The 24,378-nt window shown below is 36.4% G+C and carries 27 protein-coding genes and 1 tRNA gene; 13 read left to right on the top strand and 15 right to left on the bottom strand.

Annotated elements, in window-relative coordinates:
- Positions 1 to 72, top strand: a tRNA-Glu gene (locus tag APB85_RS00810).
- A gap of 29 nt (positions 73 to 101) precedes the next feature.
- Positions 102 to 350: a 30S ribosomal protein S20 gene (rpsT, locus tag APB85_RS00805; protein ID WP_057480260.1), complete on the top strand. Its 249-nt coding sequence runs from the start codon at positions 102 to 104 to the stop codon at positions 348 to 350.
- Positions 351 to 431: 81 nt separating this feature from the next.
- Here rpsT and APB85_RS00800 read toward each other — a convergent pair whose 3' ends face one another.
- The gene (locus APB85_RS00800; RefSeq protein ID WP_057480259.1) at positions 432 to 1,346 is read right to left on the bottom strand and encodes a glutaminase; all 915 of its coding nucleotides are present in this window, start codon (positions 1,344 to 1,346) and stop codon (positions 432 to 434) included.
- A gap of 2 nt (positions 1,347 to 1,348) precedes the next feature.
- Positions 1,349 to 2,056 (bottom strand): dipeptidase PepE, encoded by a 708-nt coding sequence (pepE, locus tag APB85_RS00795; protein ID WP_057480258.1) that lies wholly within the window; start codon positions 2,054 to 2,056, stop codon positions 1,349 to 1,351.
- Positions 2,057 to 2,198: 142 nt separating this feature from the next.
- Between pepE and APB85_RS00790 the strand changes: the two genes are divergently transcribed.
- The 8 genes from APB85_RS00790 (at position 2,199) to APB85_RS00755 (ending at position 9,137) form a co-directional block, all read left to right on the top strand.
- Positions 2,199 to 2,996 carry a peptidase associated/transthyretin-like domain-containing protein gene (locus tag APB85_RS00790; RefSeq protein ID WP_057480257.1) on the top strand — a complete coding sequence of 266 codons (798 nt, stop codon included), beginning with the start codon at positions 2,199 to 2,201 and terminating at the stop codon, positions 2,994 to 2,996.
- Positions 2,996 to 3,787, top strand: coding sequence for a carboxypeptidase-like regulatory domain-containing protein (locus APB85_RS00785; RefSeq protein WP_057480256.1), 792 nt, complete (start codon positions 2,996 to 2,998; stop codon positions 3,785 to 3,787). The genes APB85_RS00790 and APB85_RS00785 overlap by 1 nt, the downstream gene beginning before the upstream one ends.
- Before the next feature lies 1 nt (position 3,788).
- Entirely contained in the window at positions 3,789 to 4,535 is a 747-nt protein-coding gene (locus APB85_RS00780; RefSeq protein WP_103294399.1) for a carboxypeptidase-like regulatory domain-containing protein, read from the top strand.
- Between the two features lie 106 nt (positions 4,536 to 4,641).
- Complete coding sequence (locus APB85_RS00775; protein ID WP_146035365.1) at positions 4,642 to 5,316, top strand: peptidase associated/transthyretin-like domain-containing protein; 675 nt, start codon at positions 4,642 to 4,644, stop codon at positions 5,314 to 5,316.
- Between the two features lie 26 nt (positions 5,317 to 5,342).
- A complete protein-coding gene (locus APB85_RS00770) occupies positions 5,343 to 5,846 on the top strand; it encodes a DUF6702 family protein (RefSeq protein ID WP_057480253.1) in 504 nt (167 codons plus the stop codon).
- 62 nt (positions 5,847 to 5,908) lie between these two features.
- Entirely contained in the window at positions 5,909 to 8,218 is a 2,310-nt protein-coding gene (locus APB85_RS00765) for a M1 family metallopeptidase (protein WP_057480252.1), read from the top strand.
- Between the two features lie 70 nt (positions 8,219 to 8,288).
- Positions 8,289 to 8,570, top strand: coding sequence for a Sec-independent protein translocase subunit TatA/TatB (locus APB85_RS00760; RefSeq protein ID WP_057480251.1), 282 nt, complete (start codon positions 8,289 to 8,291; stop codon positions 8,568 to 8,570).
- Positions 8,571 to 8,579: 9 nt separating this feature from the next.
- The gene (locus APB85_RS00755) at positions 8,580 to 9,137 is read left to right on the top strand and encodes a phosphatase PAP2 family protein (RefSeq protein WP_057480250.1); all 558 of its coding nucleotides are present in this window, start codon (positions 8,580 to 8,582) and stop codon (positions 9,135 to 9,137) included.
- Here APB85_RS00755 and APB85_RS00750 read toward each other — a convergent pair.
- Positions 9,130 to 9,771 carry an O-methyltransferase gene (locus APB85_RS00750; RefSeq protein WP_057480645.1) on the bottom strand — a complete coding sequence of 214 codons (642 nt, stop codon included), beginning with the start codon at positions 9,769 to 9,771 and terminating at the stop codon, positions 9,130 to 9,132. The genes APB85_RS00755 and APB85_RS00750 overlap by 8 nt on opposite strands.
- Before the next feature lie 172 nt (positions 9,772 to 9,943).
- On the opposite strand from APB85_RS00750, the gene kynU reads away from it, so the two are divergent.
- Together kynU and APB85_RS00740 are read left to right on the top strand one after the other, a co-directional pair.
- A complete protein-coding gene (gene kynU / locus APB85_RS00745) occupies positions 9,944 to 11,227 on the top strand; it encodes a kynureninase (RefSeq protein ID WP_057480249.1) in 1,284 nt (427 codons plus the stop codon).
- A gap of 28 nt (positions 11,228 to 11,255) precedes the next feature.
- Entirely contained in the window at positions 11,256 to 12,182 is a 927-nt protein-coding gene (locus tag APB85_RS00740; RefSeq protein WP_057480248.1) for a serine hydrolase, read from the top strand.
- Between the two features lie 127 nt (positions 12,183 to 12,309).
- Here APB85_RS00740 and APB85_RS00735 read toward each other — a convergent pair whose 3' ends face one another.
- The 9 genes from APB85_RS00735 to APB85_RS00695 all read right to left on the bottom strand — a co-directional run bounded on the left by APB85_RS00735 (position 12,310) and on the right by APB85_RS00695 (position 19,435).
- Entirely contained in the window at positions 12,310 to 12,984 is a 675-nt protein-coding gene (locus APB85_RS00735) for a hypothetical protein (protein ID WP_057480247.1), read from the bottom strand.
- 36 nt (positions 12,985 to 13,020) lie between these two features.
- Positions 13,021 to 13,779 (bottom strand): SDR family oxidoreductase, encoded by a 759-nt coding sequence (locus APB85_RS00730; RefSeq protein WP_057480246.1) that lies wholly within the window; start codon positions 13,777 to 13,779, stop codon positions 13,021 to 13,023.
- 89 nt (positions 13,780 to 13,868) lie between these two features.
- A complete protein-coding gene (locus APB85_RS00725) occupies positions 13,869 to 14,024 on the bottom strand; it encodes a lmo0937 family membrane protein (protein WP_103294398.1) in 156 nt (51 codons plus the stop codon).
- A gap of 208 nt (positions 14,025 to 14,232) precedes the next feature.
- Positions 14,233 to 15,780: a cryptochrome/photolyase family protein gene (locus APB85_RS00720; RefSeq protein ID WP_057480245.1), complete on the bottom strand. Its 1,548-nt coding sequence runs from the start codon at positions 15,778 to 15,780 to the stop codon at positions 14,233 to 14,235.
- Entirely contained in the window at positions 15,765 to 17,060 is a 1,296-nt protein-coding gene (locus tag APB85_RS00715; RefSeq protein WP_057480244.1) for a DASH family cryptochrome, read from the bottom strand. The genes APB85_RS00720 and APB85_RS00715 overlap by 16 nt, the downstream gene beginning before the upstream one ends.
- Positions 17,060 to 17,197 (bottom strand): DUF2256 domain-containing protein, encoded by a 138-nt coding sequence (locus APB85_RS00710; protein WP_083482153.1) that lies wholly within the window; start codon positions 17,195 to 17,197, stop codon positions 17,060 to 17,062. Before APB85_RS00710 ends, APB85_RS00715 begins: the two co-directional genes overlap by 1 nt.
- Positions 17,198 to 17,200: 3 nt before the next feature.
- A complete protein-coding gene (locus APB85_RS00705; RefSeq protein WP_057480243.1) occupies positions 17,201 to 17,851 on the bottom strand; it encodes a flavin reductase family protein in 651 nt (216 codons plus the stop codon).
- A gap of 122 nt (positions 17,852 to 17,973) precedes the next feature.
- A complete protein-coding gene (locus APB85_RS00700) occupies positions 17,974 to 18,219 on the bottom strand; it encodes a hypothetical protein (protein WP_057480242.1) in 246 nt (81 codons plus the stop codon).
- Positions 18,220 to 18,322: 103 nt separating this feature from the next.
- Positions 18,323 to 19,435, bottom strand: coding sequence for an alkene reductase (locus tag APB85_RS00695; RefSeq protein WP_057480241.1), 1,113 nt, complete (start codon positions 19,433 to 19,435; stop codon positions 18,323 to 18,325).
- A gap of 188 nt (positions 19,436 to 19,623) precedes the next feature.
- On the opposite strand from APB85_RS00695, the gene APB85_RS00690 reads away from it, so the two are divergent.
- Entirely contained in the window at positions 19,624 to 20,985 is a 1,362-nt protein-coding gene (locus APB85_RS00690) for an FAD-dependent oxidoreductase (RefSeq protein ID WP_057480644.1), read from the top strand.
- Here the strand turns inward: APB85_RS00690 and APB85_RS00685 are convergent.
- From APB85_RS00685 to APB85_RS00675, 3 genes are all read right to left on the bottom strand, one after another.
- Positions 20,977 to 22,464 carry a potassium/proton antiporter gene (locus tag APB85_RS00685; RefSeq protein ID WP_057480240.1) on the bottom strand — a complete coding sequence of 496 codons (1,488 nt, stop codon included), beginning with the start codon at positions 22,462 to 22,464 and terminating at the stop codon, positions 20,977 to 20,979. The two genes, APB85_RS00690 and APB85_RS00685, sit on opposite strands and share 9 nt — an antisense overlap.
- Before the next feature lie 188 nt (positions 22,465 to 22,652).
- Positions 22,653 to 23,315, bottom strand: a complete 663-nt coding sequence (msrA, locus tag APB85_RS00680) for a peptide-methionine (S)-S-oxide reductase MsrA (protein WP_057480239.1) — start codon at positions 23,313 to 23,315, stop codon at positions 22,653 to 22,655.
- A 4-nt stretch (positions 23,316 to 23,319) separates the two neighbouring features.
- Positions 23,320 to 23,922, bottom strand: a complete 603-nt coding sequence (locus tag APB85_RS00675) for a hypothetical protein (protein WP_057480238.1) — start codon at positions 23,920 to 23,922, stop codon at positions 23,320 to 23,322.
- Positions 23,923 to 24,378 lie beyond the last annotated feature (456 nt).

Below are 24,378 nucleotides of genomic sequence, written 5' to 3'. Positions count from 1 at the left end.
GGTCCGTTCGTCTAGGGGTTAGGACGCCAGGTTTTCATCCTGGTAACAGGGGTTCGATTCCCCTACGGACTACTTTAAAAAATAATTAAAGCAATTTTGTAATGGCAAATCACAAGTCAGCATTGAAGAGGATTCGTAGCAATGAGACCAAACGTCTTAGAAACCGCTACCAGCATAAAACTACCAGAAACGCGATTAAGAAGTTGAAGGAGTCTGAGAAGAAAGAAGCTGAAGCTTTATTGCCTTCTGTTATCTCTATGGTAGATAAATTAGCAAAGAAAAACATTATACACGATAACAAAGCTGCGAACTTAAAATCGCAACTTACAAAGCACGTAGCCGCGCTTTAAGAATTATTACAGTGTTCAATTATAAAAGAAATGCTTTCTGTATTTATGGAAAGCATTTTTTTTATTTCTATATTTTTTCTTCTAGAATACCGAAAGTCCTGTTAAGGTAGTAAGGCGTTCTAAAGCTTTCATGCCTAATTCAGAATTTCCTTTTTCATTTAATATAGGGCTCCAAACCGCTACGGAATATTGATCTGGATGGATGGCTACGATACCGCCACCAACTCCACTTTTCCCCGGAAGGCCTACCTCAAAACTAAATTCTCCGGCTTCATCATAGAAACCACAGGTTTGCATTAATGAATTGATCCTTTTTACCGTGGTAGGAGTTAAAATTTCTTCGTTAGTCCCAAGTATTCTACCTTTATTAGCGAAAATCATAAAAGCCTGAGCAAGTTGTTTACAGGACATTGCCAGGGAACAAAGATGAAAATAGAAATCTACAATAGGTTCTACTTCACATTTAATGTTTCCAAGGGCTTTCATGTAATTTACAAGGGCTACATTTCTATAACCGGTAGATCTCTCTGAAGTGGCAATCTTAGGATCGAAATTGATACTATTATCTTGAGTTATTTTTCTAACAAAATCCAGTAATTCCTGTTTAGGGTTTTCTAGTTGGTCTACCAAAATATCTGAAATTACTAAAGCTCCTGCATTAATAAAGGGATTTCGCGGCACACCGCTTTCATATTCCAACTGGCTTAAAGAATTAAATGGGTCTCCGGAAGGTTCTACATCTACCCGGTCCCAAAGATCTTCTCCCATAAGCCTCATAGCCATTGAAAGACTAAAAACTTTGGATATACTTTGAATCGAAAAAAGTTCTTCGCTATCTCCAAAACTAAAATGCTGACGATCTCCGCAATAAACATGCATTCCAAATTTTCTTGGGTCTACCTTTGCAAGTTCGGGAATGTAGGAGGCAACTTTGCCTGTAACGTCCCGGTAACTTAATTCGTCATTGATGGTATTTAAAATTTTTTGGTAATCCATAATTAATTTAGTTCGCTTAGATCGCTATTTGTTTCTATTTCGAAAGGTAATTTTTCTGTTTTAAAAATACGCGCGCTTAACTTACCTTTTAACTCAATTTTATTATCTGAAACCAGCAACCAGCTACCTTCACGTAATCCAACTACAGGTTGTGTATTTATAGTATGAAATTCTTTAATTCTTGTTTCTCTGGTTTCTCCTTTATGTGTAGAGTTTGTGTCGGGATCTAAATAATGCGGATTAATATTAAAAGGTACGATTCCCAGGGTTTTAAAACTCGGGGGATAGACTATAGGCATATCGTTAGTAGTTTGCATAGTTAGCCCGGCAATATTTGTTCCTGCGCTGGTTCCCATATAGGCTGCGCCGTTTAAAACACTCTCTTTTAAAGGCTGCATTAATTTATGCCGGTAAAGTTCAGAAACTAAGAGAAAAGTATTTCCGCCGCCGGTAAAAATTCCTTTGGCCTCAGTTATGGTTTCTGTCATATTATTGAATTCGTGAATTCCTCGCAGTTTAATTCCGGCTCTATTGAAGGCTTCAGCAGCCTTTTGGGTATATTCATCGTGTGAAATCCCACCGGGACGGGCAAAAGGAATAAAAATTACTTCTTCGGCTTCGCTGAAAAATGTTTTTAATTCAGGAATAAGATATTCCAGGTATTCTTCTCCATGTAAAGTAGATGTACTTGCCAATAATGCTTTACTCATAGTATATAGTGTTTTCTCTTGCGAGTATAGGATTTCTAGTCTTAAATTTAGTTTAAATAGGGGTTTTAACAAAAGTTTACAAGCTGCTTTACTTAAAATAAGGAGTAAGAATTGTTTCTTTATTAATAGGAAAATTAAGATTATGATAAAGAATACATTATATATTACGCTAATATTATTCTGCAATATTTTATTAGCGCAGGGGCAGGAAAGAATGCTGGTTAACGGTAAAATAATTGTTCCTGAAAATGATTCTCCCGAAGGAATGACCATTTTTAATCAAAATACCTCCCGGGGCACCATAGCAAACCCTAACGGAGAATTTAAGTTGCGAGTGGCACTAAATGATACTATTGTTTTTTCTGCTATTCAGTTTGAAAATTTTAAAGTAGTAGTGGCAGAAGGAGTTATAAATTCTGGAGAAATGAACGTATTTCTAACGGAAACCGTCACTGAATTGCCAGAGGTGCTTTTGTCTGATAATGAGCTCTCGGGAGACATTAGAGTAGATGTAGCCAGGATCGAGGTGGAAGACCCTGAAGTGCCAAGGTATTCTGCAGCTGAGCTAGAAGCTATGAATGTTAGAAGACAACCTGATTCCCTAATGGGTCCGGGAAGAAATGCAGCACTGGCAGCCGGGAATACCCGGCTTGTAAACGGTCTTAATTTTGTAAATATCTTCAAATTACTGGTTGGAGCCGAAGTTGAAAATAATCCGTTCACTAAACGTGAGTTAGATGAAAAATTAAGGGATCTTTACGACGACGAGTTTTTTAAGGCTAATTTAAATATAGAGCGCGACAGAATTAATGATTTTATATATTACGTCACAGATCACGGCCTGGACCAGGAATTACTGCAGGACGGAAACGAGCTAAATCTCATCGAATTTTTAATAAATAAAAGCAAAGACTATAAAGCTTTTCACGCTCGGGAATAATGCTATTTAATCAACATCAATCAATAAAACCTTACTTATTCATCTTCCTTTTGGCTTTTGCTCAACTAGCAATCGCCCAGGAAAAACAGGAAATCACCGGGAGAATTCAAGCCGATTCAATTGAAGCTCCCATTCACATTATCAATGTAACGCAAGAAAAGGGAACCGTTAGTGATAAAGCGGGAAATTTTAAACTTGAAGTAAAGGAGAACGATTTACTGCTAATTTCTTCAGTACAATTCCAGCGAAAAGAAGTACAAATAACTTCTAAAATCCTTAATCAGAAAATTTTAAATATTAAATTGTTACCTGCACTAACAGAATTAGAGCAGGTAAGAGTTCACAATCTTAGCGGGAATTTAAAGGAAGATATTGCAGATATTAAGGTAATAGATATGCCGGTTATTAAAGTGCCGCCTGTGCCACGTAGCGTAATTCCAAGGGGTACACCAAACGAGGCTTTTAATGCCAGCCAAACCCAGGCGCCAGCCGGCGGTAATATTTTAGGTTTGGTAGGCTTGATTACCGGTAAACCAAATTTTGGTTCTCTTAGTAAATCTGAATCTAAAGCATTAAACGAAAGAGAGGTGATTAATACTTTGCGTAATAAATTTGATGATTATTTCTTTACAAATCATTTAAAGATCGATTCCAATCATATTATGAATTTTCTCACCTATATTTTTGAAAATGGTTTTCAGCAAAAATTATTAAAAGAAGAACGCGCTTTGGACCTGGTGGTTTATTTAGAAATAAAAAGTAAGGCCTATCTGAAATCTATTGCAGACTAAAATGAAAAATAGTTTTTTCATTTTTATTTTACTGATTTTTTCTACTCATTGCTATTCCCAGGAAAGCGTAATGCTTAAAGGAAAGATCCTTACCGATTCTATTGAAGCGCCAATTCATATTATAAATATTACAGCAGAAAAAGGGACGGTAACCGAAGCGAATGGTGAGTTTACCGTGGAGGTGAAGGAGAATGATCTTTTATTATTTTCTTCGGTACAATTTCAGAAAAAAGAAATATTGGTTACACCGCAAATTTTATCTTCTGGAGCATTAGAGATTGAATTACAAGAAGAACTTACAGAATTAGATGAAGTGCGGCTGCATCAATTTAGCGGAAATCTCGGAAATGATATCGAGGGGATTAAAACTTTTGATCCCAGGATTATTGGTTTTGCGCTTTCAGATAAAGAACCGCTAAGTATCGAAGAGCGAAAATTAGCGGCTATTACCAGCCCTAATGATCCCGTGGGAGTGCTTTACGGAATCATTTCCGGACAAAAGAAAATGTATGAAAAGGCTATTGAAAATAGTAAATTAAGCGCCCTTGTTTATAAAGCCAGGGATTTGATGCCTGACGAATTTTATACGGAAACCCTGGAATTAAAGGAAAACAAGATCATGGATTTTCTCTACTACTGCAGCCGGAAGCCGAACTTTAAAGAATTAGTCAATAAAAATGATCCTTTAATTTTAATGGAATTCGCCAAAGGAATGATCACTGAATATAATGAATTTATCCAGGATTGATTTAATAATTCTATTTGCGGTTCTGCTAATTTTCAGTGAAGGCTTTTCGCAGGAGAAAGAGATATTATCCGGTCAAATTATTACTGAAGAACCGCTAAATTCCCCTGTGCACATTATAAATATTAGTCGAGAAAAAGGTGGCGTTAGTGAACTTTCAGGGCGTTTTTCAGTCGAAGTCAGTGGAGGGGATACTTTGGTTTTTTCTTCCGTTCAATATAAAAAGGGAAAGATCGTAGTAAATCGCGAAATTCTTCAGCTAGAAAATTATAGAATTAAACTAGTAGAAGATCTAACTGAATTAGAAGAAGTAAAACTTCATAAGCTCTCGGGAAACCTTGCCAAAGATATTTCAGGAATTAAAACCTTTAATAAATTCGATTTAAATGCACCAATGGCAAGAAAACCGCCGCCAACGCAAATTGAAAGACAAGCCTTTACCGCTACCACTGGCCCTGGCGGCAGTAAATTGAGTTTAATTGGGGTTTTGACAGGAAAAATTCCTCTGGCGCCAATTATGAATAAACTAAACGGGACTTTAGATGAGGTGGAAAAAAGGCAGGAAAATGCCGATTTAAAATTTCAGGTGGAAAAAGCGGTTTACCTAATTTCTGAACAAATCTTTATTACAGACTTTAATATCCCGGCAAACGAGATAATGGATTTTGCGTATTATTGTGCTGAAAATTACGATTTAGAAATTCTACTGGATAATCCTTTAGAGTTATATGAGTTTTTTCAATCTAAAGCAGCAGAATTTAAGGCCTTAAAGACTTTGGATTGATATTTGCTCAATACTAGAAAAAATTAATGAGAAAAATAAGCCTAATTCTTGCCAGCTTTTTTTTGCTTTCTGGATTTAAATCGGGAGCTCACGAATTTTATTTAAGCGTTACCGAGATTGAATACAATAATGAAAAGCAGAGTCTTCAAATTATTACCCGAGTTTTTATAGACGATTTTGAAGATGTGCTTAACGAACGTTATGGCGCAGATCTTCAACTTTCAGAGGAAGCAGAAGAAGGTGCGGTTTCCGAAAATATTTCAAAATATCTCAAGCAAAAATTAAGGCTTCAGGTTAATGGGGAAGAACTTCAACTTAATTATTTAGGAAAAGAATACGATGCCGATCAATTGGTGCTATATATTGAAGTTGAAAACCTGGCTCCCTTTAATAAAATTGAAGTCACCAACGAGATCCTTACCGATCTTTTTGACGATCAAAAAAATGTAGTACACGTAAAAGTAAACGATAAGACTAAAAGTTTACTTCTTATGCGGCAGCAGGAAACAGAAAAACTCACTTTTCCTTAAATTTTAAGGAAAGGCCCGGAAAAATATTTATTTTTAGCAATCTTTAAATTAAAACATAATTGATGAACAGATTAAGATTATTAAGTTTCGCTTTAGTGATGCTTTTTGTAAGCGGTATACAGGCCCAGGAATCTGAAGCCGAAGAACAAAAACCAAAACAGGAAGGTCACGAGAATAACAATAAGTTTAAACAACTTTATAAAACCTTTGCAACTCCAAACCAATATAGAACCGGTGCCGGTGCGCCAGGAGAAGCCTACTATCAAAACCAGGCAGACTATAAAATGGATATTGTTTTAGACGATAAAAATACTCGTTTAGATGGCGAAGCCGAGGTGACTTACCATAATAATTCTCCCGATGAATTGGAATATTTATGGGTGCAGTTAGACCAAAACGTGCGTAAGAAAGATGCACCAACGGCCGATCGTAATCCTAGTGGAATGAGACCGGTTGCTACACCACAGCGTTTTGTTGACGAACATATGGAAGAACCATTTGATGGAGGTTTCAATATTGTTGGATTAACTCACAATGGAGATAAATTAAATTACATCATCAATCAAACGATGCTAAGAATAGATTTGGAAGAGCCTTTAGAGCCTGGTGAATCTTTTGAGTTTGAAATGAAATGGTGGTATAATATCAATAATCATATTACCGATAGAGCAAGAAGCGGATACGAGCATTTCCCTAAAGATGGAAATAATGCCTACGTAATTGCTCAATTCTTCCCTAGAATGGCTGTGTATAATGATGTTGAAGGATGGCAAAATATGCAATTTTGGGGAAGCGGTGAGTTTGCTCTTCCTTTTGGTAACTACGAAGTAGATATTACCGTTCCTGCAGATCATATTATGGAAGCTACAGGAAAACTTCAAAATAGGAAAGAGGTCTATACTGAAGAAATGATGCGCCGTTACGAGCAGGCCAAAAAATCTTATGACGAACCCGTAATTGTTAGAACCCAGGCAGAAGCTGAAGAAGCTGAAAAGTCTTTTTCTAACAAAACTAAGACCTGGAAATATAAAGCCGATATGGTTAGAGATTTTGGGTTTTCTACTTCAAGAAAATTCATTCTTGATATGATGGCGACCAATATAGATGGCAAAGATGTAATGGCCGTTTCTCTTTATCCTAAAGAAGGAAATCCACTTTGGGAAGAATGGTCTACTAAAGCCGTAGCCAGTACTTTAAAATCTTACTCAAAACAAACTTTTCAATATCCATATCATAAAGCGGTTTCGGTTCACGCAAGAAACCAGGGAATGGAATATCCTATGATCTGCTGGAACTACGGCCGTCCAGATGAAGACGGAACATATTCTGATAGAACGAAGTTTGGGATGATAAGTGTGATAATTCACGAAATTGGACATAACTTTTTCCCAATGATCGTTAACAGTGACGAACGTCAATGGGGATGGATGGACGAAGGTTTAAATACCTTTAGCCAGTATCTTGCAGAGCAGGAATTTGGAGAAAAATATCCGGAAGCTATTGGGTCTTTAGAGCAATATCCATCTCGAAGAGGTATTCCTTCTAAAATTGTTCCTTATATGAGAGGCAATCAAAAATATATTGCTCCAATCATGTCTAACCCAGAGAATGTATATCAGTTAGGGAATAATGCTTACGGAAAACCGGCAACGGCTCTAAATATTTTGAGAGAGACCGTAATGGGGCACGAGCTTTTTGATCACGCCTATAAAACTTTTGCTCACCGTTGGATGTTTAAGCACCCAACTCCTGAAGATTTCTTTAGAACAATGGAAGATGCTTCGGCAGTAGATTTAGACTGGTTTTGGAGAGGATGGTTCTATACTACGCATAACGTAGATATGGGAATTAAAGAAGTACAAAAACTTTATATAACCGATAATGCCACCAAAGAAGGAAAAGAATTTTTAGAGCGTTATGGTGCAGATCCTGAAGAGATAGATGCTGTTTATGTAGTGAATGAAGATAGTGAAGACTTTGACGAAAGTTTAAAAGGGAAATCTGTTCTAGAAAATTCACCTACAATTAAGGAGTATGTGATGGATAATTTTTCTGAAGAGGAAAGAGCTAAGCTAAAAGATCCTAAATATTTCTACCAGGTAACTTTTGAAAAACCGGGAGGAATTCCAATGCCTTTAATTGTTGAATTCACTTATGCAGATGGTTCTACCGAAATGAAGAGGTATCCGGTGCAATTATGGAGAATGAACGATGAGGTGGCGACAAAAGCTATTGCCACCAATAAAGAGATCACCAAAATTGTGGTAGATCCAAATCTTGAAACGGCAGATGTTGATGTTAGCAATAACACCTGGCCTAAGGAGGAGACTACCAATAAGTTTGAGGAATTCAAGGAGAATCTTGGAAACTAAAAAATTTTTAAGCCGACTTTAACGAGTCGGCTTTTTTTATACTTAAATTTGTGGCTATATTTGTTTTGCTATGAACATCATACCCCTTTTTATTAGTGGTGCAGAGATTGCCTTTATCCTTTTTATTCTGGTAATGGTTTTTGGTGCCGATAAAATTCCTGATATCGCCCGCGGAATGGGAAAAGGAATGAAAATGCTTAAAAACGCATCTAACGATATCAAAACTGAAATTCAGAAAAGTGCCGATAAACAAGGTATAAATACCGATATTTCTAAAGATGTAAAAGGTGAGATCGATAAAGTGAAAGAGGATATCGATGAGATCACCGGTTCGGTAAAGCGTAGATTTTAATCATTTTGTATGTTAGAGCAGCTAAAAGAATGGGATCGTGAGCTGTTTATTTACCTTAATGGATTAGGAATTGAATCTTACGACAATTTTTGGATTACCGTTACTACCATTCAAAACTGGATTCCTTTATATATTACCTTTTTTATTCTTTATTTTGTAGCCTTTCACTGGAAAAAAGCGCTATTCACCAGCTTATTTATTCTTGCAACCGCCCTTTCTACCTACGCGTTTACCAATGTAGTTAAAAACTTCTTTTTGCGGCTTAGGCCCAACAATCAGCCTGAAATTGCCGATGTAATTAGAATCCTGCAAACACCAGATAATTATAGTTTTTTCTCCGGGCATTCCGCAGTCTCTACCGCCGCAGCTTTATTTTTAATTCTTTCTTTAAAAGATAAATATCCCTGGATTTGGGTGGTGCTTATCTGGCCACTATTGTTTATGTTAAGCCGAATCTATGTTGGAGTTCATTATCCCGGAGATGTACTGGTAGGTGCAGCAGTAGGAATTATTTTTGCAACTACTTTCTTTATGCTTTACCAACGTTCAGGCAAACGTTTTATTTAAGCCTGCTTAAGGTCAATCCGTCGCGAATTGGTAAAATTACAGTTTCAATACGTTCGTCTTCAGCAAGCATCTTATTGTATTTTAAAAGTGCCTGGGTAGACTCATCATCAGGTTTTACCGGCTTCACTACTTTACCACTCCACAATACATTATCTGATAATATAACACCACCGGGATTCATTTTATCAATAATCAATTCGAAATATGCAGGATAATTTGGTTTATCGGCATCAATAAAAACCAGGTCAAACTTTGAATTTATTTCCGGAATTATCTTCCTGGCGTCCCCAATATATTGCTTGATATTATTCTTAAATTCTGAAGCCTGAAAATATTTCTGCTGAAAATCGTATAATTCTTCATTGATGTCTATGGTGTGCAACATGCCATCTTTAGCTAAACCCTCAGCCAGGCATAATGCCGAGTAACCCGTGTAAGTGCCAATTTCCAGAATACTTTTTGGAGCTATTATTTTTGAAATTAAACTTAAAATCCTACCCTGATAGTTTCCACTCAACATTCTGGGCTGTAATACTTTCTGGTTGGTTTCGCGGTTTAGTTTCGCTAAAAACTCTGGTTCTTTAGCTGAATGTTTTAAAATATAGTCATCTATCGCTTCAGGTAAAAAATGCATTGGCTTCTGTTTTTGTTCAAATTTAGAGAAATTATTAATTCTTAAACTTGAATTATGATTCCTCTTTTCCTGTAAAACCAGACTTTTAGAATAGGTTGAAACTATTTTATAAATTGTATTTTTACTCGATAACTTAGATTTTAAATCTTCAGTATTAAAAATATAACCACACATGAAGTTTAAAAATACCCTAGAATATGCCAGAGAACTCGATGCCGAAGATAAATTATCATCTTACCGGGATCAATTTATTTTTCCGCAGCACGAAGGTGAAAATGTAATTTACTTCACCGGAAATTCACTTGGACTTCAGCCTAAATCGGCTAAAAAATATGTAGACGAGATTATGACCGATTGGGCGAATCTCGCTGTAGAAGGTCATTTCTATGCCGAAAAACCCTGGTGGGATTATCACGAGCGTTTTTCAGCAAAACTGGCTAAAGTAGTAGGAGCAAAGCCTGCTGAGGTTACTGTAATGAATACACTTACGGTAAATTTGCACTTATTAATGGTTTCTTTTTATAGACCAAAAGGAAAACGCTACAAGATTATTTGTGAGGAAAAAGCTTTTCCCAGCGACCAGTATATGATTTCCAGCCAGGTCCGTTTTCACGGTTATGATCCAAATGAAGCGATCGTGGAAATTAAAAGACGTGAAGGAGAAAATAACTTTAGAACCGAAGATATTCTTGCGAAAATAAAAGAAGTAGGCGAGCAGTGCGCTTTGGTGCTCATTGGTGGCGTGAATTATTATACCGGCCAGGTGCTTGCAATGGAAACAATAACAAGGGCAGGACACGAAATAGGCGCTTTTGTAGGCTGGGACCTTGCGCACGCCGCGGGAAATATTGAATTAAACTTAAGCGAATGGAACGTAGATTTTGCTGCCTGGTGCAGTTATAAATATATGAATAGCGGCCCCGGGAATGCCTCTGGATGTTTTATAAATGAAAAATATCATAACCAAAAAGATATTCCCCGCTTTGAAGGCTGGTGGGGACATAGCAAAGAGCGAAGATTTTTAATGGAACCCGAATTCCAGCCCGAAAACGGTGCAGATGCCTGGCAAATTTCTAATGCTCCCGTTCTGGCTCTCGCGCCTTATTTAGCTTCCCTGGAAATGTTTGAGGAAGTTGGGATGCCAGCTTTAATAGAAAAACGAAATAAAATTGTGGCTTATCTCGAATTCGTTCTACACGAAATTGATAAGGAAGTTGATAGTACTTTTGAAATTATTACTCCAGCCAACCAGGAAGAACGCGGTACGCAACTTTCAGTGTTTTTGCACGGTGAAGGTAGGGAGTTGTTTAATTATTTAATGAAAAATGGAGTGATAACCGATTGGCGTGAACCCAATGTAATTAGACTGGCTCCGGCTCCTTTTTATTGTTCTTTTGAAGATATGTTCCATTTCGGGCAAATTCTTAAGAAGGGAATTTTAGAAAAGTCAAAATAAAAATAAATCCTTATTTAATTTAAGATCAATGAAAAAGATAATTGTTCTTTGCTTGTTTATGGTTTCAGTAACAGGTTTTACCCAAAATACTGAAATGGATCTTGCACTTCAACAGAAATTGGAGGCGCTAGTTAATGATTTTAAAGGTGATGTGGGTATTTATGTGAAAAACCTGGAAACCGATAAAGAAATAGCAATAAATGCCGATACCATTTTTCCAACGGCAAGTATTGTGAAAGTGCCTATTCTCGTGAAGATTTTTGATAAAATCGAAAAGGGAGAATTGAATTACAATGATACCATGGTTTATTCTACAGATCGTATTTATGGCGGTTCCGGATTAATGCAGTTTTACAAAGACAGCACCAAAACCGATTTGAGAACGCTGGTAGCCTTAATGATTAGCTATAGCGATAATGTTACTTCTTTATGGAACCAGGAGCTTGCCGGAGGCGGAGAAGCTATTAATGAACTAATGGATGAAATTGGCCTGGAGCACACCCGCGTAAATTCCAGAACTGATGGTCGGGAAAAGGATTGGGAAAAATACGGTTGGGGTCAAACCACTCCGCGTGAAATGGCTTCCATTTTAATAGAAATACGAAATCGCGAATTAATTAGTCCTGCAGCCAGCGATGAGATGTACAGGTTGCTGGGTAATTCTTTTTATCAGGAGTATGCTTTGTCACAAATACCGCCTTATGTACAGGCTGCTGCTAAACAGGGCATGGTAAATAAATCCAGATCTGAGCTTTTTATGGTTAATGCACCTTCTGGCGATTATGTAGGTTATATAGCTACAAAGAACAATAAAGATGAATCCTGGGAAGAAGGCAATGAAGCCTGGGAATTACAAAGAAAAATTTCAGCCTTACTTTGGAATTACTTTGAACCAAATTCTGATTGGAAACCTGCCGAAGGAGCCAGGGAAATTTTCACCGGTTCTAAAAACTAATATTTTAAGAACAAAAAAACATCAGTTCGAGTAGATCTTTTGCGCTCGCATACTAATAAATCAAAAAGCCACGAATTCATCAATTATTGACGAATTCGTGGCTTTCTGGTTTAATAAAATATTGGAATTATTTTACTTTAATGTCAGTAAAGAATAATTCAAAACTTCCGTCAGGAGATTTATGAGATTTAGCGATTTTTAATCCTTCAAAATCTTCAAAGTCTTCCCAGGTAGTGGGCATTTCCCTTTTTCCATCAGCAGATTTATAAATCCATTCTTCCAAAAGAAGATCGTCTTTATAATAAACCACATAGGTATCACCCGGAGTATAGCCACCTTCGCCTTTATAAGAAACTTCTAAATAGTTCATTTCTTCCTTGCTAATTGGAGCAATTCCTGTTTTTTCTTCCGAAATATTTGCATCACTCCAAACCATTTGGAAAGGGAATAATAGCCAATAAGAATCATTAATAAATTTTTGGTCTATTTGTTTATCGTCTTCAGAAATGCTATCGGTTTTAGTATAGGTTTGACTAATATCACCTTCGGTAAGCCTAATCTCATCGGTTTGTGGTTTCCAGGTCCAGGCACGGCTGGTTCTTAAAGAATCCTGAACCTTAACATTAAAGGTAAATTGAATTTCTTCAACATCGGTAAAATTATTTAATCCGTGGGCCACGGCAATTTGCTGTTGAATGCTTTTTTCGGGTTCAGCGGCAGTTTCCTTGCCAATTTTAGTTTCTTCATTCTTACAGCTCGTCAGTGCGGCAAAAAGAAAGGTAAAAAGTATTAGTTTTTTCATAGTGATTGATTTCCTATAAAGATACAAAAACTGCTTTTAAATAGCATTTACGCTCATTCCACCATCGGCTATAATATTTTGACCGGTGATATAAGAAGATTTATCCATAGCAAGGAAAGCGATTATGGAAGCCATTTCACTGGCTTCGGCCACACGATTTAATGGTGTTCTTTTAATAATGGGATTCATTCTTTGCTTTTCACTTAAAAGTCCTTTGGTAAGCGGCGTAACTGTAAACCAGGGAGAAACCGCGTTCACTCGAATACCATCTTTAGCCCATTCTACCGCAAGACTTCTGGTTTGTTGAAGTAATCCCGCCTTAGACATTGCATAAGGTGTGCCTGTACCAACATCTTGTATCGCTGCCGAAGACGCCACATTCACGATCTTTGCATTGCCGCTTTTTTGAAGCAGGGAATGAAGTTTTGTACTTAATTCAAAAGGAGCATTAAGGTTTATTTCCATCACTTTTCTAAATTCTTCATTCGTATAATCATTCGCTTTTTTGCGAATATTGATCCCTGCATTATTTACCAGAATATCCAGTTTGCCCCATTGCTTTTCAATATAATCGAAGACCTTTTGCCGGTCTTCGGCGCTAGTCACATCGGCCACCAAGCCGTGTACTTTTTTGCCCTCTTTTTGCAAGTCTTTTAGTAAAAGGTCTACATCTTTTTGAGTTCTGGAAGTAAACAAAACCTGGGCTCCCAGTTCGATAAGCTCTAGGACAGCTGCTTTTCCAATTCCTTTGGTTCCGCCGGTTACCAGCGCATATTTATTATTAAGATTCCACATGTTTTTTATTTAAGATCTAAGATAAGATTTTGCAAATAAAAAACCCTTTGAGAATTTCAAAGGGTTTAATGATTCGATTAAATTATTAATTACAGACGGCGTCCGGTTAATAATTTATACAAAATTAGGATTACGGCTACTACAATTAGAATGTGAATAATGCTTCCCAGGTCTGGAAATGCAAAATATCCAACAAGCCATCCTATTACTAGTAATACTACGATAAGCCAAATTAAATCTCTCATATTGGTTGGTTTTGTGTAGCTAAGCTACTTTGGTTAATGGTTTATACAAGTTAATAAATAAATTTTCACTTTTAAAGGAGCGAAAAGCGTAATAATTTGATTTTTAGTTTTCTACTCTTTACTAAGTAAATCTATTTCTTAGTTCTAAACGAATTTAGAGAATAACTGATTTGGAATAATAGCTTTTAACTAGTGTTTAACTCGAATGTTAAAAATTTTCAGGATTCTGAATTATGGCATTTGCTCGTTCTTTTATTCTAAATAATTCATCCTCAGACTTTTTATCCAGCATATTGAGCATCATTCCCATTCTGCGATTATCTTTAAAAAATTCGCGTTTATCATCTAAAAAATTCCAGTATAAACTATTAAAGGGGCAGGAATGCTCGCCGGTTTTTTTCTTTACATCGTACTCGCATCCTTTGCAATAGTTGCTCATTTTATTAATGTAGGAACCGCTGGAAACATAAGGTTTGGTAGCTACAATACCGCCATCTGCAAATTGACTCATGCCTCGCGTATTGGTTATTTCTACCCATTCAATCGCATCTATATAAATACCAAGATACCATGCGTCAACTTCATCTGGATGGCTTTGGGTGAGTAAAGCGTAATTGCCGGTTATCATTAAACGCTGAATGTGATGTGCATAGGCATTATCAAGACTTTGTTGAATACTATGCTTTAGGCAATTCATTTTTGTATTGGCGCTCCAGTAAAATTCCGGTAATTTATTCTGATTATCCAACTTATTGCTTCTTCCATAACCCGGCATTTCTTTCCAGTAAATTCCGCGCATATATTCGCGCCAACCCAAAATTTGTCGTACAAAACCTTCTACCTGAGAAATGTCTATTTCATCTTTATTTTCCCGCCAATAACCAATTACCGAATCTATTACTTCTTTAGGATGTAGCATTTTGGTGTTTAAAGCAAACGAAAGTCGGGAATGGAATAAGTAGGCCTGTTCAGTATGTAATGCATCTTGAAAATCTCCAAAATGAATCAACAAGTTTTTGGAAAAATAATTCAAAACCGAAAGCGAATCTTCCCGGCTGGTTGGCCAATTGAATTTTTCGGCATCAAGGTTTCCAAAAGTTTTAATGCCTGCTTTCTCTACTTCCTGGAGTAACGTGGAAACATCTTTTCTAAATCCACGTTCGTGTGGAATTTCTGGCGTGCCGTTCCATTTTTTACGGTTAGATTTATCAAAATTCCATTTCCCACCTTCAGGATCTTTAGAGTTCACCATTAACACATCATATTTTTTACGCATATCGCGGTAAAAATATTCCATGGTCATTTCTTTTTTCCCTTTGTAAAAATTGGTAAGATCTTCCCTGGAGGTAAGAAAATGCTCGGTATCGTATGCTTCGGTGTTAATGTTTAAGTCACTACAAAAATCTTTTAATTGTACATCAAGTCGGTATTCATCGGGCAGTTGATATTCAAGTTTTTCAATTTCATATTCTGAAATTAACTGCTTCAGGTTTTCGGGTAATGTTTGTTTGTTCTTTTTATCGTTGATCTTAAGGTAAATAACCTCGTGATGTCTTTCTTTTAAGTGTTCAGCAAACTCGCGCATTGCACTAAAGAATCCAATTACCTTTTGAATATGGTGCATTACATAATCGGTTTCCTGGCGCATCTCCATAAAAACATAGCATATGTTTTCCTGTTCTTCCTTAAACCAACTATGTTGATGATTAAGCTGGTCGCCCAGGATCAACCTTAGCGTTTTTACTCTTTCAGCCATAAGTTTTGAAATTTTTGATCGGGATCATAATGTTCGGCCTGGCGTTTTATATTAAATTTTCTATCCCTTGGGTCATTACCAACACCGCTATTGTACATCCAGTTTCCCCAATTACTGTGTACATCATAATCTATAAGCAAACTTTCAAAATAAGCTGCGCCAACCCGCCAATCCTGTTTTAATTCTTTTGCCCAGTAGCTGGCAACATTTTGCCTACCACGATTGCTCATAAATCCTGTGGCGGCTAGTTCTTTCATATTCGCATTTACAAAAGGCTCTTTGGTTTCTCCATTTATCCAATTCTCTCTGGCCTTTTCATCTTTATTCCAATCCAGTTCTTTTTCTAGGATGCCGCTAATTTTAAAGATTTTATTGCCGTGTTTTAGGGAAATAAATTTAAAATAATCGCGCCATATAAGTTCGAAAATCAACCAATAGGTATCCTGATTTTTGGTGATCTCCTTTTCAAATTTTTTAACTTCCCAATACACCTGTTTTGCCGAAATACTACCATTAGCAAGCCAGGCCGAAAGTTTAGAGCTGTAAGCTTCACCAATTAAACCGTTTCGGGTTTGTTTATATTTTGCGAGATTTCTTGTTTCCCAAAAATATTGTTGAACTCTCTTCTTCGCCTGATTTTCTCCACCTTTAAAGGGAAAAGCGGTTCTTGAATCCTGAGCAAATTCTTCAAATCCTAAATCTTTTAGGTTAGGAATTTTAGTATTGTTTTTTAGATCAAAATTTTCGGTGTTTAGCGGCTGAGGTGTTGGAGAGCATTTTCTGACAGAAACCTTTGCTTCACACTTTTTTCTGAATTCTGTAAATACCTTCGGAATTTTATTAAAATTCGAGTAGGGAATATCTTCAGGGTGAAATAAGAATTGATCGTAAAATGCTTTAAACTGAATAGCTTCAGAAACTTCTCTTTTAACTTTCGAAATTATTTTTTGCTCTTCGCTGGTCCATTCTTTTTGAAGATAAACGTTGGAAATATTATATTCCTGAAGAAATTTTGGGAGGTAATCTTCAGGCTTTTCCTGATAAATGAATAATGGAATATTTAAGGAGGCAAGATTTTCTTTTAGTTCCGTAACTGTTTCTATTAAGAATTTAGCCCGAAACTTTCCTGTTTTTTTTAATCCGAATTCGGTGAAATCAAATTGCCTGGGATCAAAAAAGTAAATGGCTATAACCTTATCATTTTCTTTGCAGGCTTCGGCTAAAGCCAGGTTGTCTTCTATGCGTAAATTATTTTGAAACCAAATTAATCCTGTACTCATTACTTATTTCTTCTGCATTTTTCACTACAATAAATTACTTCTTCCCAATTTTTCTCCCATTTCTTACGCCACTTAAAGGGCTTTTGACAAACTGGACATATTTTTTCCGGCAAATCAGATTTCTTTACCGTTTTCATCAATTAATCATCTTTCTTGAAAAATGATTTAATTTCCTGGCCTGGCCTGGCGTAATGGAAACGGTCTAAAAGATTAGGGAGCGCATAACCATCCAGCCCATTTATAGCTACGGTTTCGGCATCATCCAGTCGTAACCAACCATCTGGCGCTTGTATACTTTCATCAAAATAAATGTGTTCTATGGCACCAATTACCATCACGGTATCATTTTCTTTGATGTAATATTCATTTACAAATTTGCAACCTAATTTTACGTTAGATTGCTTAACATAAGGCGCAAAAAAATTGTCCAGATATTCTTCTTCAAGCCCTGTTTTTTGAAATTCAGAAATTTCTTCATCATACTTTGCGGCGGTTTGGTGCGCACTTTCAATCATATCTTTTTGAATATGATTTACCGTAAAATATTGATTTTCTTTAATATTTTTATAGGTGTTTCTGGGTACTTCTTTGGTAGGGCGGGTAATAAAACCAAGCAAAGCCGGGTCACTTCCAAGGTGGGTAACCGAACTGAATACGGCAACATTTACTCCGTTTTCCTTAGATTTTGTAGCAATTAAATTGGCAGACTTATAACCGGTAACGCTATTAATTAGGTTTAAACGAAATAGTTTTTCCATTCCGGTAATTTCTTCTGAAGTAATGTGTTCCATATACTTAAAATAAAAAAGGTGACTAAAACTTAAAAATGTCCTGGTGAAAATTATTTTCTACCAACAAATTTAAGTTTTAGTCACCTTAAGGTTTTAATGATTAGCTTTTCTTTATAAATTGATTAGCCCTGGTTTTCCAGTTTATTAATTCTCATTTCATATTCATCCATCGCTTCACGAACTGCATCTACATTATCTGAAGATTTTTGATGGGCAGCATTCATTGCTTTTTCTAATTCTTTGTCGGGGTGTTGGAATAGATCGGTGATTACATGATTAATTTTATCAATGATACTTTCCTGGCTGTTTTTAATGTCTTCCAGTTTATTTAAAGTAGACCTCATCTGTTCAATTTTCGACTCATCCATAATCTTCTGTTTTATAGGTTGAATTTTAAATTTACTTTTTTCTGCTTAGACGTTTTCTGCAATTAACCTGCTTTTAAGGACTTTTAATCTAAAATTATGAATTTTAGGCTTCAGATTTTTCAGCGTTATATTTTGGATAATCTGTATAACCTTTCGGACCAGGCGTATAAAACGTATCTTCATCCCACTCGGCCAATGGCGCATTTTTCGCAAAACGCTCCGGTAGATCTGGATTAGAAATAAAGAGTTTTGCAAAAGAAACCATATCGGCATTCCCCTCACTAATAACTTTGTTTCCAGATTCCTGATCAAACCCGGCATTAATCATTAGTTTTCCTTTATAGATAGGGCGGTAGTGTTTGGCAATATTTGGTTCCAGATAATCTATGTTGCTTACGTCGGTAAAAGGTTCAGATAAATGCAAATAGGCGAGATCGTAGGCATTTAATTTTTCTATGATATAATCAAATGTTGGGATTGTTTCTTCGGTAGCGGTGATCCCAAAAGCATCATTTAAAGAAGGATTCATCCTTACTCCAATCCTGTTTTCTGGCCATACTTCACTTACAGCTTCAAGTACTTCAAAAAAGAAACGTGCCCGGTTTTGAATGTTTCCACCATAATCATCGGTCCTAATATTCGAATTTTTATTAAAAAACTGGTGTATAAGATATCCGTTAGATGAATGTATTTCAACCCCGTCAAAATTTGCATTTTTAGCATTTTCGGCGGCGTGCTTAAAATCCAGAACTGTTTGTTTAATATCGGCAATACTCATAGCCTGGGGTTCTACGGTGTCTTCAAAACCATCTTGCGTGTAGGCCTGGGTATTTGGGTTTACCGCACTTGGCGCTAAAGGTTTTTCGCCATCGTGAAACTTAGGATGCGAAATTCTACCGCAATGCCATAACTGCAGGAATATTTTACCACCATTTTCGTGAACCGACTGGGTTACTTTTGTCCATCCTTTTACCTGGGCTTCGGTGTAAATCCCCGGAGTATTTATATATCCTTCGGCGGCTTTAGAAATTTGTGAACCTTCAGTAATTATTAATCCGGCGCTCGCACGTTGTGTATAATATTCGGTGTGTAGATCAGTGGGTTCCTTTTCTTTATTATCGGCGCGGTTACGCGTCATAGGCGCCATAATTACTCGATTTTTTAATTCCAGGTCGCCAATGCTAACCGATTTTAGTAAAGCTTGATCTTGATCCATAATTTCTTTGTTTTAAAATTAAATTTAAAACAAGCTCGGCGTAAGTGCTGTTAATTAAATGGTAAATAGAATTTGCTTAAGACTCTCCCGGCTGCCTAAAGTCAGTAGAAATAAGTATTTTCGTAGCCTAAATCGTATTTTCTGGAAGCTATTAAACTTATTTCAGGAAAATGCACAGTAGGCACTTTATGCAAACACCAAAAAAAATCGCCATTGTTGGCTCAGGATTGGTTGGGTCTTTACTCGCTATATATCTTAGAAAAGCCGGGCACGAAGTAGAGGTTTTTGATCGAAGAAAAGACGTTAGAAAAGTTGAATTTTCCGGTCGTTCAATAAACCTTGCTATGTCTAATCGAGGCTGGAAATCATTAAGGGCTGTAGGTATTGAAGATGAAATAAAAAAGCTGGCACTTCCTTTAGATAAAAGGGCGATGCACGTAAACGATAAACCGCTTTATTATCAGAAATACGGAAAAGAAGAAGAAGCAATTTATTCAATTTCCCGTGGTGTTTTAAACCGAAAAATGATTACCCTGGCCGAAGAAGCCGGCGCTAAGTTTAGGTTTGAAGAAAAAGTTTGGGATATAGATATGGCTGAAGCTAAATTGTATTCCGGAGAAAGTGAAAAAGGGGAGTGGAAGGAATATCAATTTGATTTAATTTTTGGAGCCGATGGAGCTTTTTCCAGGGTTCGGCATAAAATGCAAAGACAAAGCAGGTTTAATTACTCGCAGCATTTTATAAACGTAGGCTATAAGGAGTTAAACATCGCACCCAATGAAGATGGTAGCCATAAAATGGATAATGCCTCTTTTCACATCTGGCCTCGCGGGGAATTCATGCTTATTGCCATGCCTAATTTAGATGGTAGTTTTACCTGTACTTTATTTATGCCTTTTGAAGGTAAAAACTCTTTTGAAAGTATAAAAACCGAGAAAGATGCCGATTTATTTTTCGAAAAACACTTTCCGGATATTAGCCACGAGATTGAAAACTTGAAGCGCGATTTCTTTAAAAACCCTACCAGTAGTATGGTGACCATTAAATGTTTTCCCTGGTCTTATTGGGAAAAAGTGACTTTGGTAGGAGATTCAGCGCACGCTATTGTTCCATTTTACGGGCAGGGAATGAATGCCGGTTTTGAAGATATTTTGGTTTTAAGCCAGAAGATGAAGGAGCACGGAGATGATTGGGAACGTATTTTTGAAGAATATCAAAAATCCCGAAAACCCAATACCGATGCTATTGCCGAATTAAGCTATCGAAATTTCGTGGAGATGAGCAGCAAAACTGCAGACCCTGATTTTTTATTACGGAAGAAAATTGAAAATTGGTTCTCTAGCAAACATCCTAATACCTGGGTGCCTCTGTATTCGAGAGTAACTTTTTCTGATAAACCTTATGCTGAAGCTTTAGCTATTGGGGATTATCAGCGAAAAATTATGGATCACGTAATGGAAATTCCTGAAATTGAAAAGAAATGGGACTCTGCGGAAGTTGAGAACACGATCCTGAAACTATTGAATAATAAACCGGCTTTTTCAGTCTAAATTTTCCTGAACTTCTGCCTGAATATTCAGGCAGTCATAAACACCAACCATTGTTTCCTGGTCTTCGGTTAACACCACTAGCATATCGTTGGCTTCAATTACCGTATTTCCGTTAGGAGTAATAAATTGATCGTCTCTTGAAATCATCGCGATAATTGCTTTTTTAGGGAATTTTAGATCTACTATTCTTTTTCCTACAGAGTGGTTGTGTTCGGGAATGTTTATTTCTCTTAAAAAAGATTTAGCATCATCGGCCATAAAAGCATCTACAGGCGATTTCTGTTTTGCCTTCATGGGTAAAGCTACGTGCAGCCATCTGGCCACAACAGATAAAGTAGTTCCCTGGATTAATACTGAAGTTAGCGATACAAAAAATACAATATTGAAAATCATATCGGCTTTTTCAATTCCTGCAAGTAAGGGATAGGTTGCAAATACAATAGGAACTGCTCCTCGCAATCCAACCCATGAAATATACCAACGCCGGCGCATTTTCATTTTAAAGAAAATTAGGCTTAGAAATACACCTAGAGGTCTTGCAACAAAAATTAGGAAAACCGAGATGAAAATTCCCACACCAATTACCGGAACAATATGTGACGGGTAAACCAATAATCCTAAAGTAAGGAAAAGTACAATTTGCATGAGCCAGGCAAGACCGTCAAACATTCGCATAATGGTCTTTTTATGAATAATGTTGTGGTTACCCAAATATACGCCGCTTAAGTAAACCGCTAAAAATCCATTGCCGCCAAGAACATCGGTTGCAGAAAACACAATAAACATTAGGGCGATGGCCAGTACAGGATATAAACCTTCAAAATCCAGTTTTATTTTATTAATTACAATTCGACTTAATTTACCGAAGATAAAACCAAGTGCAGCACCAATAAGAATTTGCTGAAAAAACAGGGGAATAATACTGTAGATACTCTGATCCTGATTTACTACCAGGCCTAAAAATGCTATGGTAAGGAAATAGGCCATAGGGTCGTTACTACCACTTTCTAACTCCAGGGTAGGCCTTAGATTAGATTTTAGCGCAAGGTTTTTCGACCTTAAAATTGAAAATACCGCGGCGGCATCTGTAGAAGATACGATGGCACCTAGCAATAAACCTTCGTATATAGTAAAATCGGTAATAAACCATACAAAAGTACCTACACTTACCGCCGTAAATAGAACTCCGAGAATAGAAAGAGAAATCCCCTGCCACATTACGGGTTTAATTGTTTTCCAACTGGTATCGAGTCCACCGGAGAATAAGATGAAATTAAGGGCTACAATTCCAATAAATTGAGCGAGTTGTGGATCGTTGAAGTAAATTCCTCCAATACCTTCTGAGCCAGATAATATTCCTACCGTCAGGAAAAGCACCAAGGTTGGTACCCCAAAACGATAAGAAGTTTTTCCCGCCAAAATGCTTATAAACAACAAAAGAGAGCCAATTAAAAGAATGTTTTCTATAGTGATGCTCATGGTAGGTTTTGTTGTACTCGCTAAACGAGTTTTTAAAATTCTATACTACTTGTAACGAAATTCTTCAAGCTAGATTACCGGAAGAATCTTAGCTTGATTTTAGCCGTAAAAATACATATTCGGCCTTATTAAATAAAGCCGAATATTGCTAATAATAAAAAATTTTTGAGAATAAAATTCGCAGACTTTTAGTGCGAATCTTCTTTAAGAATTTCAGGAAACTTTTCCTTGAAGCGATTTAGTCTTGGAATAGAAACCTTTTGAATATAAGGGTTGTTCGGATTGTTCTTTTCGTAATTCTGATGGTAATCTTCTGCTACCCAAAATTTTTGAAAAGGTAAGATTTCAGCAGCAATAGGTTCTTTGTAATCTTTAGCTACTTCTGCTTTAACTTCGTTTATAATCTCTTTTTGCTCTTTATTTTGAAAGAATATAAGAGATCTATATTGTGAACCAATATCTGGCCCCTGGCCGTTTACTTGTGTTGGATCTTGTGAACCAAAGTAAACTTCTACTAAAGTTTTAAAACTTACTACTTCTGGATCGTAGATTACTTCTACGGCTTCAGCGTGGCCGGTTCTTCCGGTGTTGCTAGACTCGTAGGTTGGGTTTTTAGTGTGACCACCGGCGTAGCCTGAAACAGCTTCTTTTACGCCTTCTACGCTTTCATAAACAGCTTCTACACACCAAAAGCATCCACTGGCGAAATAAGCTTTTTCGTAGCCGTTCTCGGCTGGAACTTCAACCGGCTCTGCATTGGCAATTTCTGGTTTGGTTACAGTTTTTTCCTGGGCATTATTTCCGCAGGAAATTAATAAGAATATAAACGTAGGTAAGAAAAATCGTTTCATTTAATTATTGTTTTTTATAAGTTCCTTCTAATGTTTTTTTGCCATAAATGGCATAATCTACTGCGAGCTCTCCGTCTATTGAAAAACCTTTCCAGTCTAATACCATATTCCCGTTTTTGCCTGCGCTTAAAACTGCGATAGGTGTATTGGTGTCAAACTCTTTCCACGGAAGATCTTCATCGGTGTTTTTGTTTGATGGGCTCACGTAATACATATTTACACCATCTTTAGCCTGAGCATATCTTGCGTTAATGTATATTTTGTCTTCCGAAAGGCAGAGCTCGGTGTTTTTGTTCATATCAAGTTCTAAACAGTAGCAATTGCAATTAGCATCGCTTTCATCAATTTTTATATAAGTATTGCCTGAAATATTTGCTTCTGAAAATTCAGTATTATTTTCTGACTTACCATCGGTTGACTTAGTGCCATTCTCATCACTTGCGCTAGAAATCCCTTCGGCTTTAGATCTTTTTGGTTCAACTTCAGAAATAGTATTGTTTATGCTTTTTTCAGTTTCTAAATTAAGCTCTTTATCCTGATTGTTTTCTTCGTTCTTGCAGGAAACCAAAATTAAAAATAGGCATAATAGGCTTGCATAAAATTTCATAATTATAAGGCTTGATTTGTAGGAATAAAGGTAGGCCTAAATTAAATTAAAACTGTGAAAAGCTTGTTAATCAATATTGCTTGTTGTAATTGGAGCTGAAATGAAGTGAAAAAAGTCTTTAATAATCCTCAGGATGAAAATAGATGTTAGTTGAAGAGGAAATTCTTAGTTTTTAATAAGCAGGTTATAAAATAAGGTTTTAATTTATTAAATGATTTTAATGGGAATTAACAAATTTTATTAGATTTACATAAGATTTAATTAGTTTAAGTCCAATTAGTTAATATAATGAAATTTTTAAATTTATATATTAATAAATAGTATTGGTGATAAAAGGACTCACTCTCCAAAGTCGAAGATGTGAAAGTGAAAATCGACATAAAATAAGATAGTAACCGAAAGCAAACCTGCTTGTTTAAAAATCGAAATTTTATATAACAAATCAACCAAATCGAA

Source organism: Salegentibacter mishustinae (assembly GCF_002900095.1).
Lineage (GTDB): Bacteria > Bacteroidota > Bacteroidia > Flavobacteriales > Flavobacteriaceae > Salegentibacter > Salegentibacter mishustinae.
The sequence above is the reverse complement of the archived record's forward strand: the minus strand, read 5'-3'. Positions and strand labels throughout refer to the sequence as shown.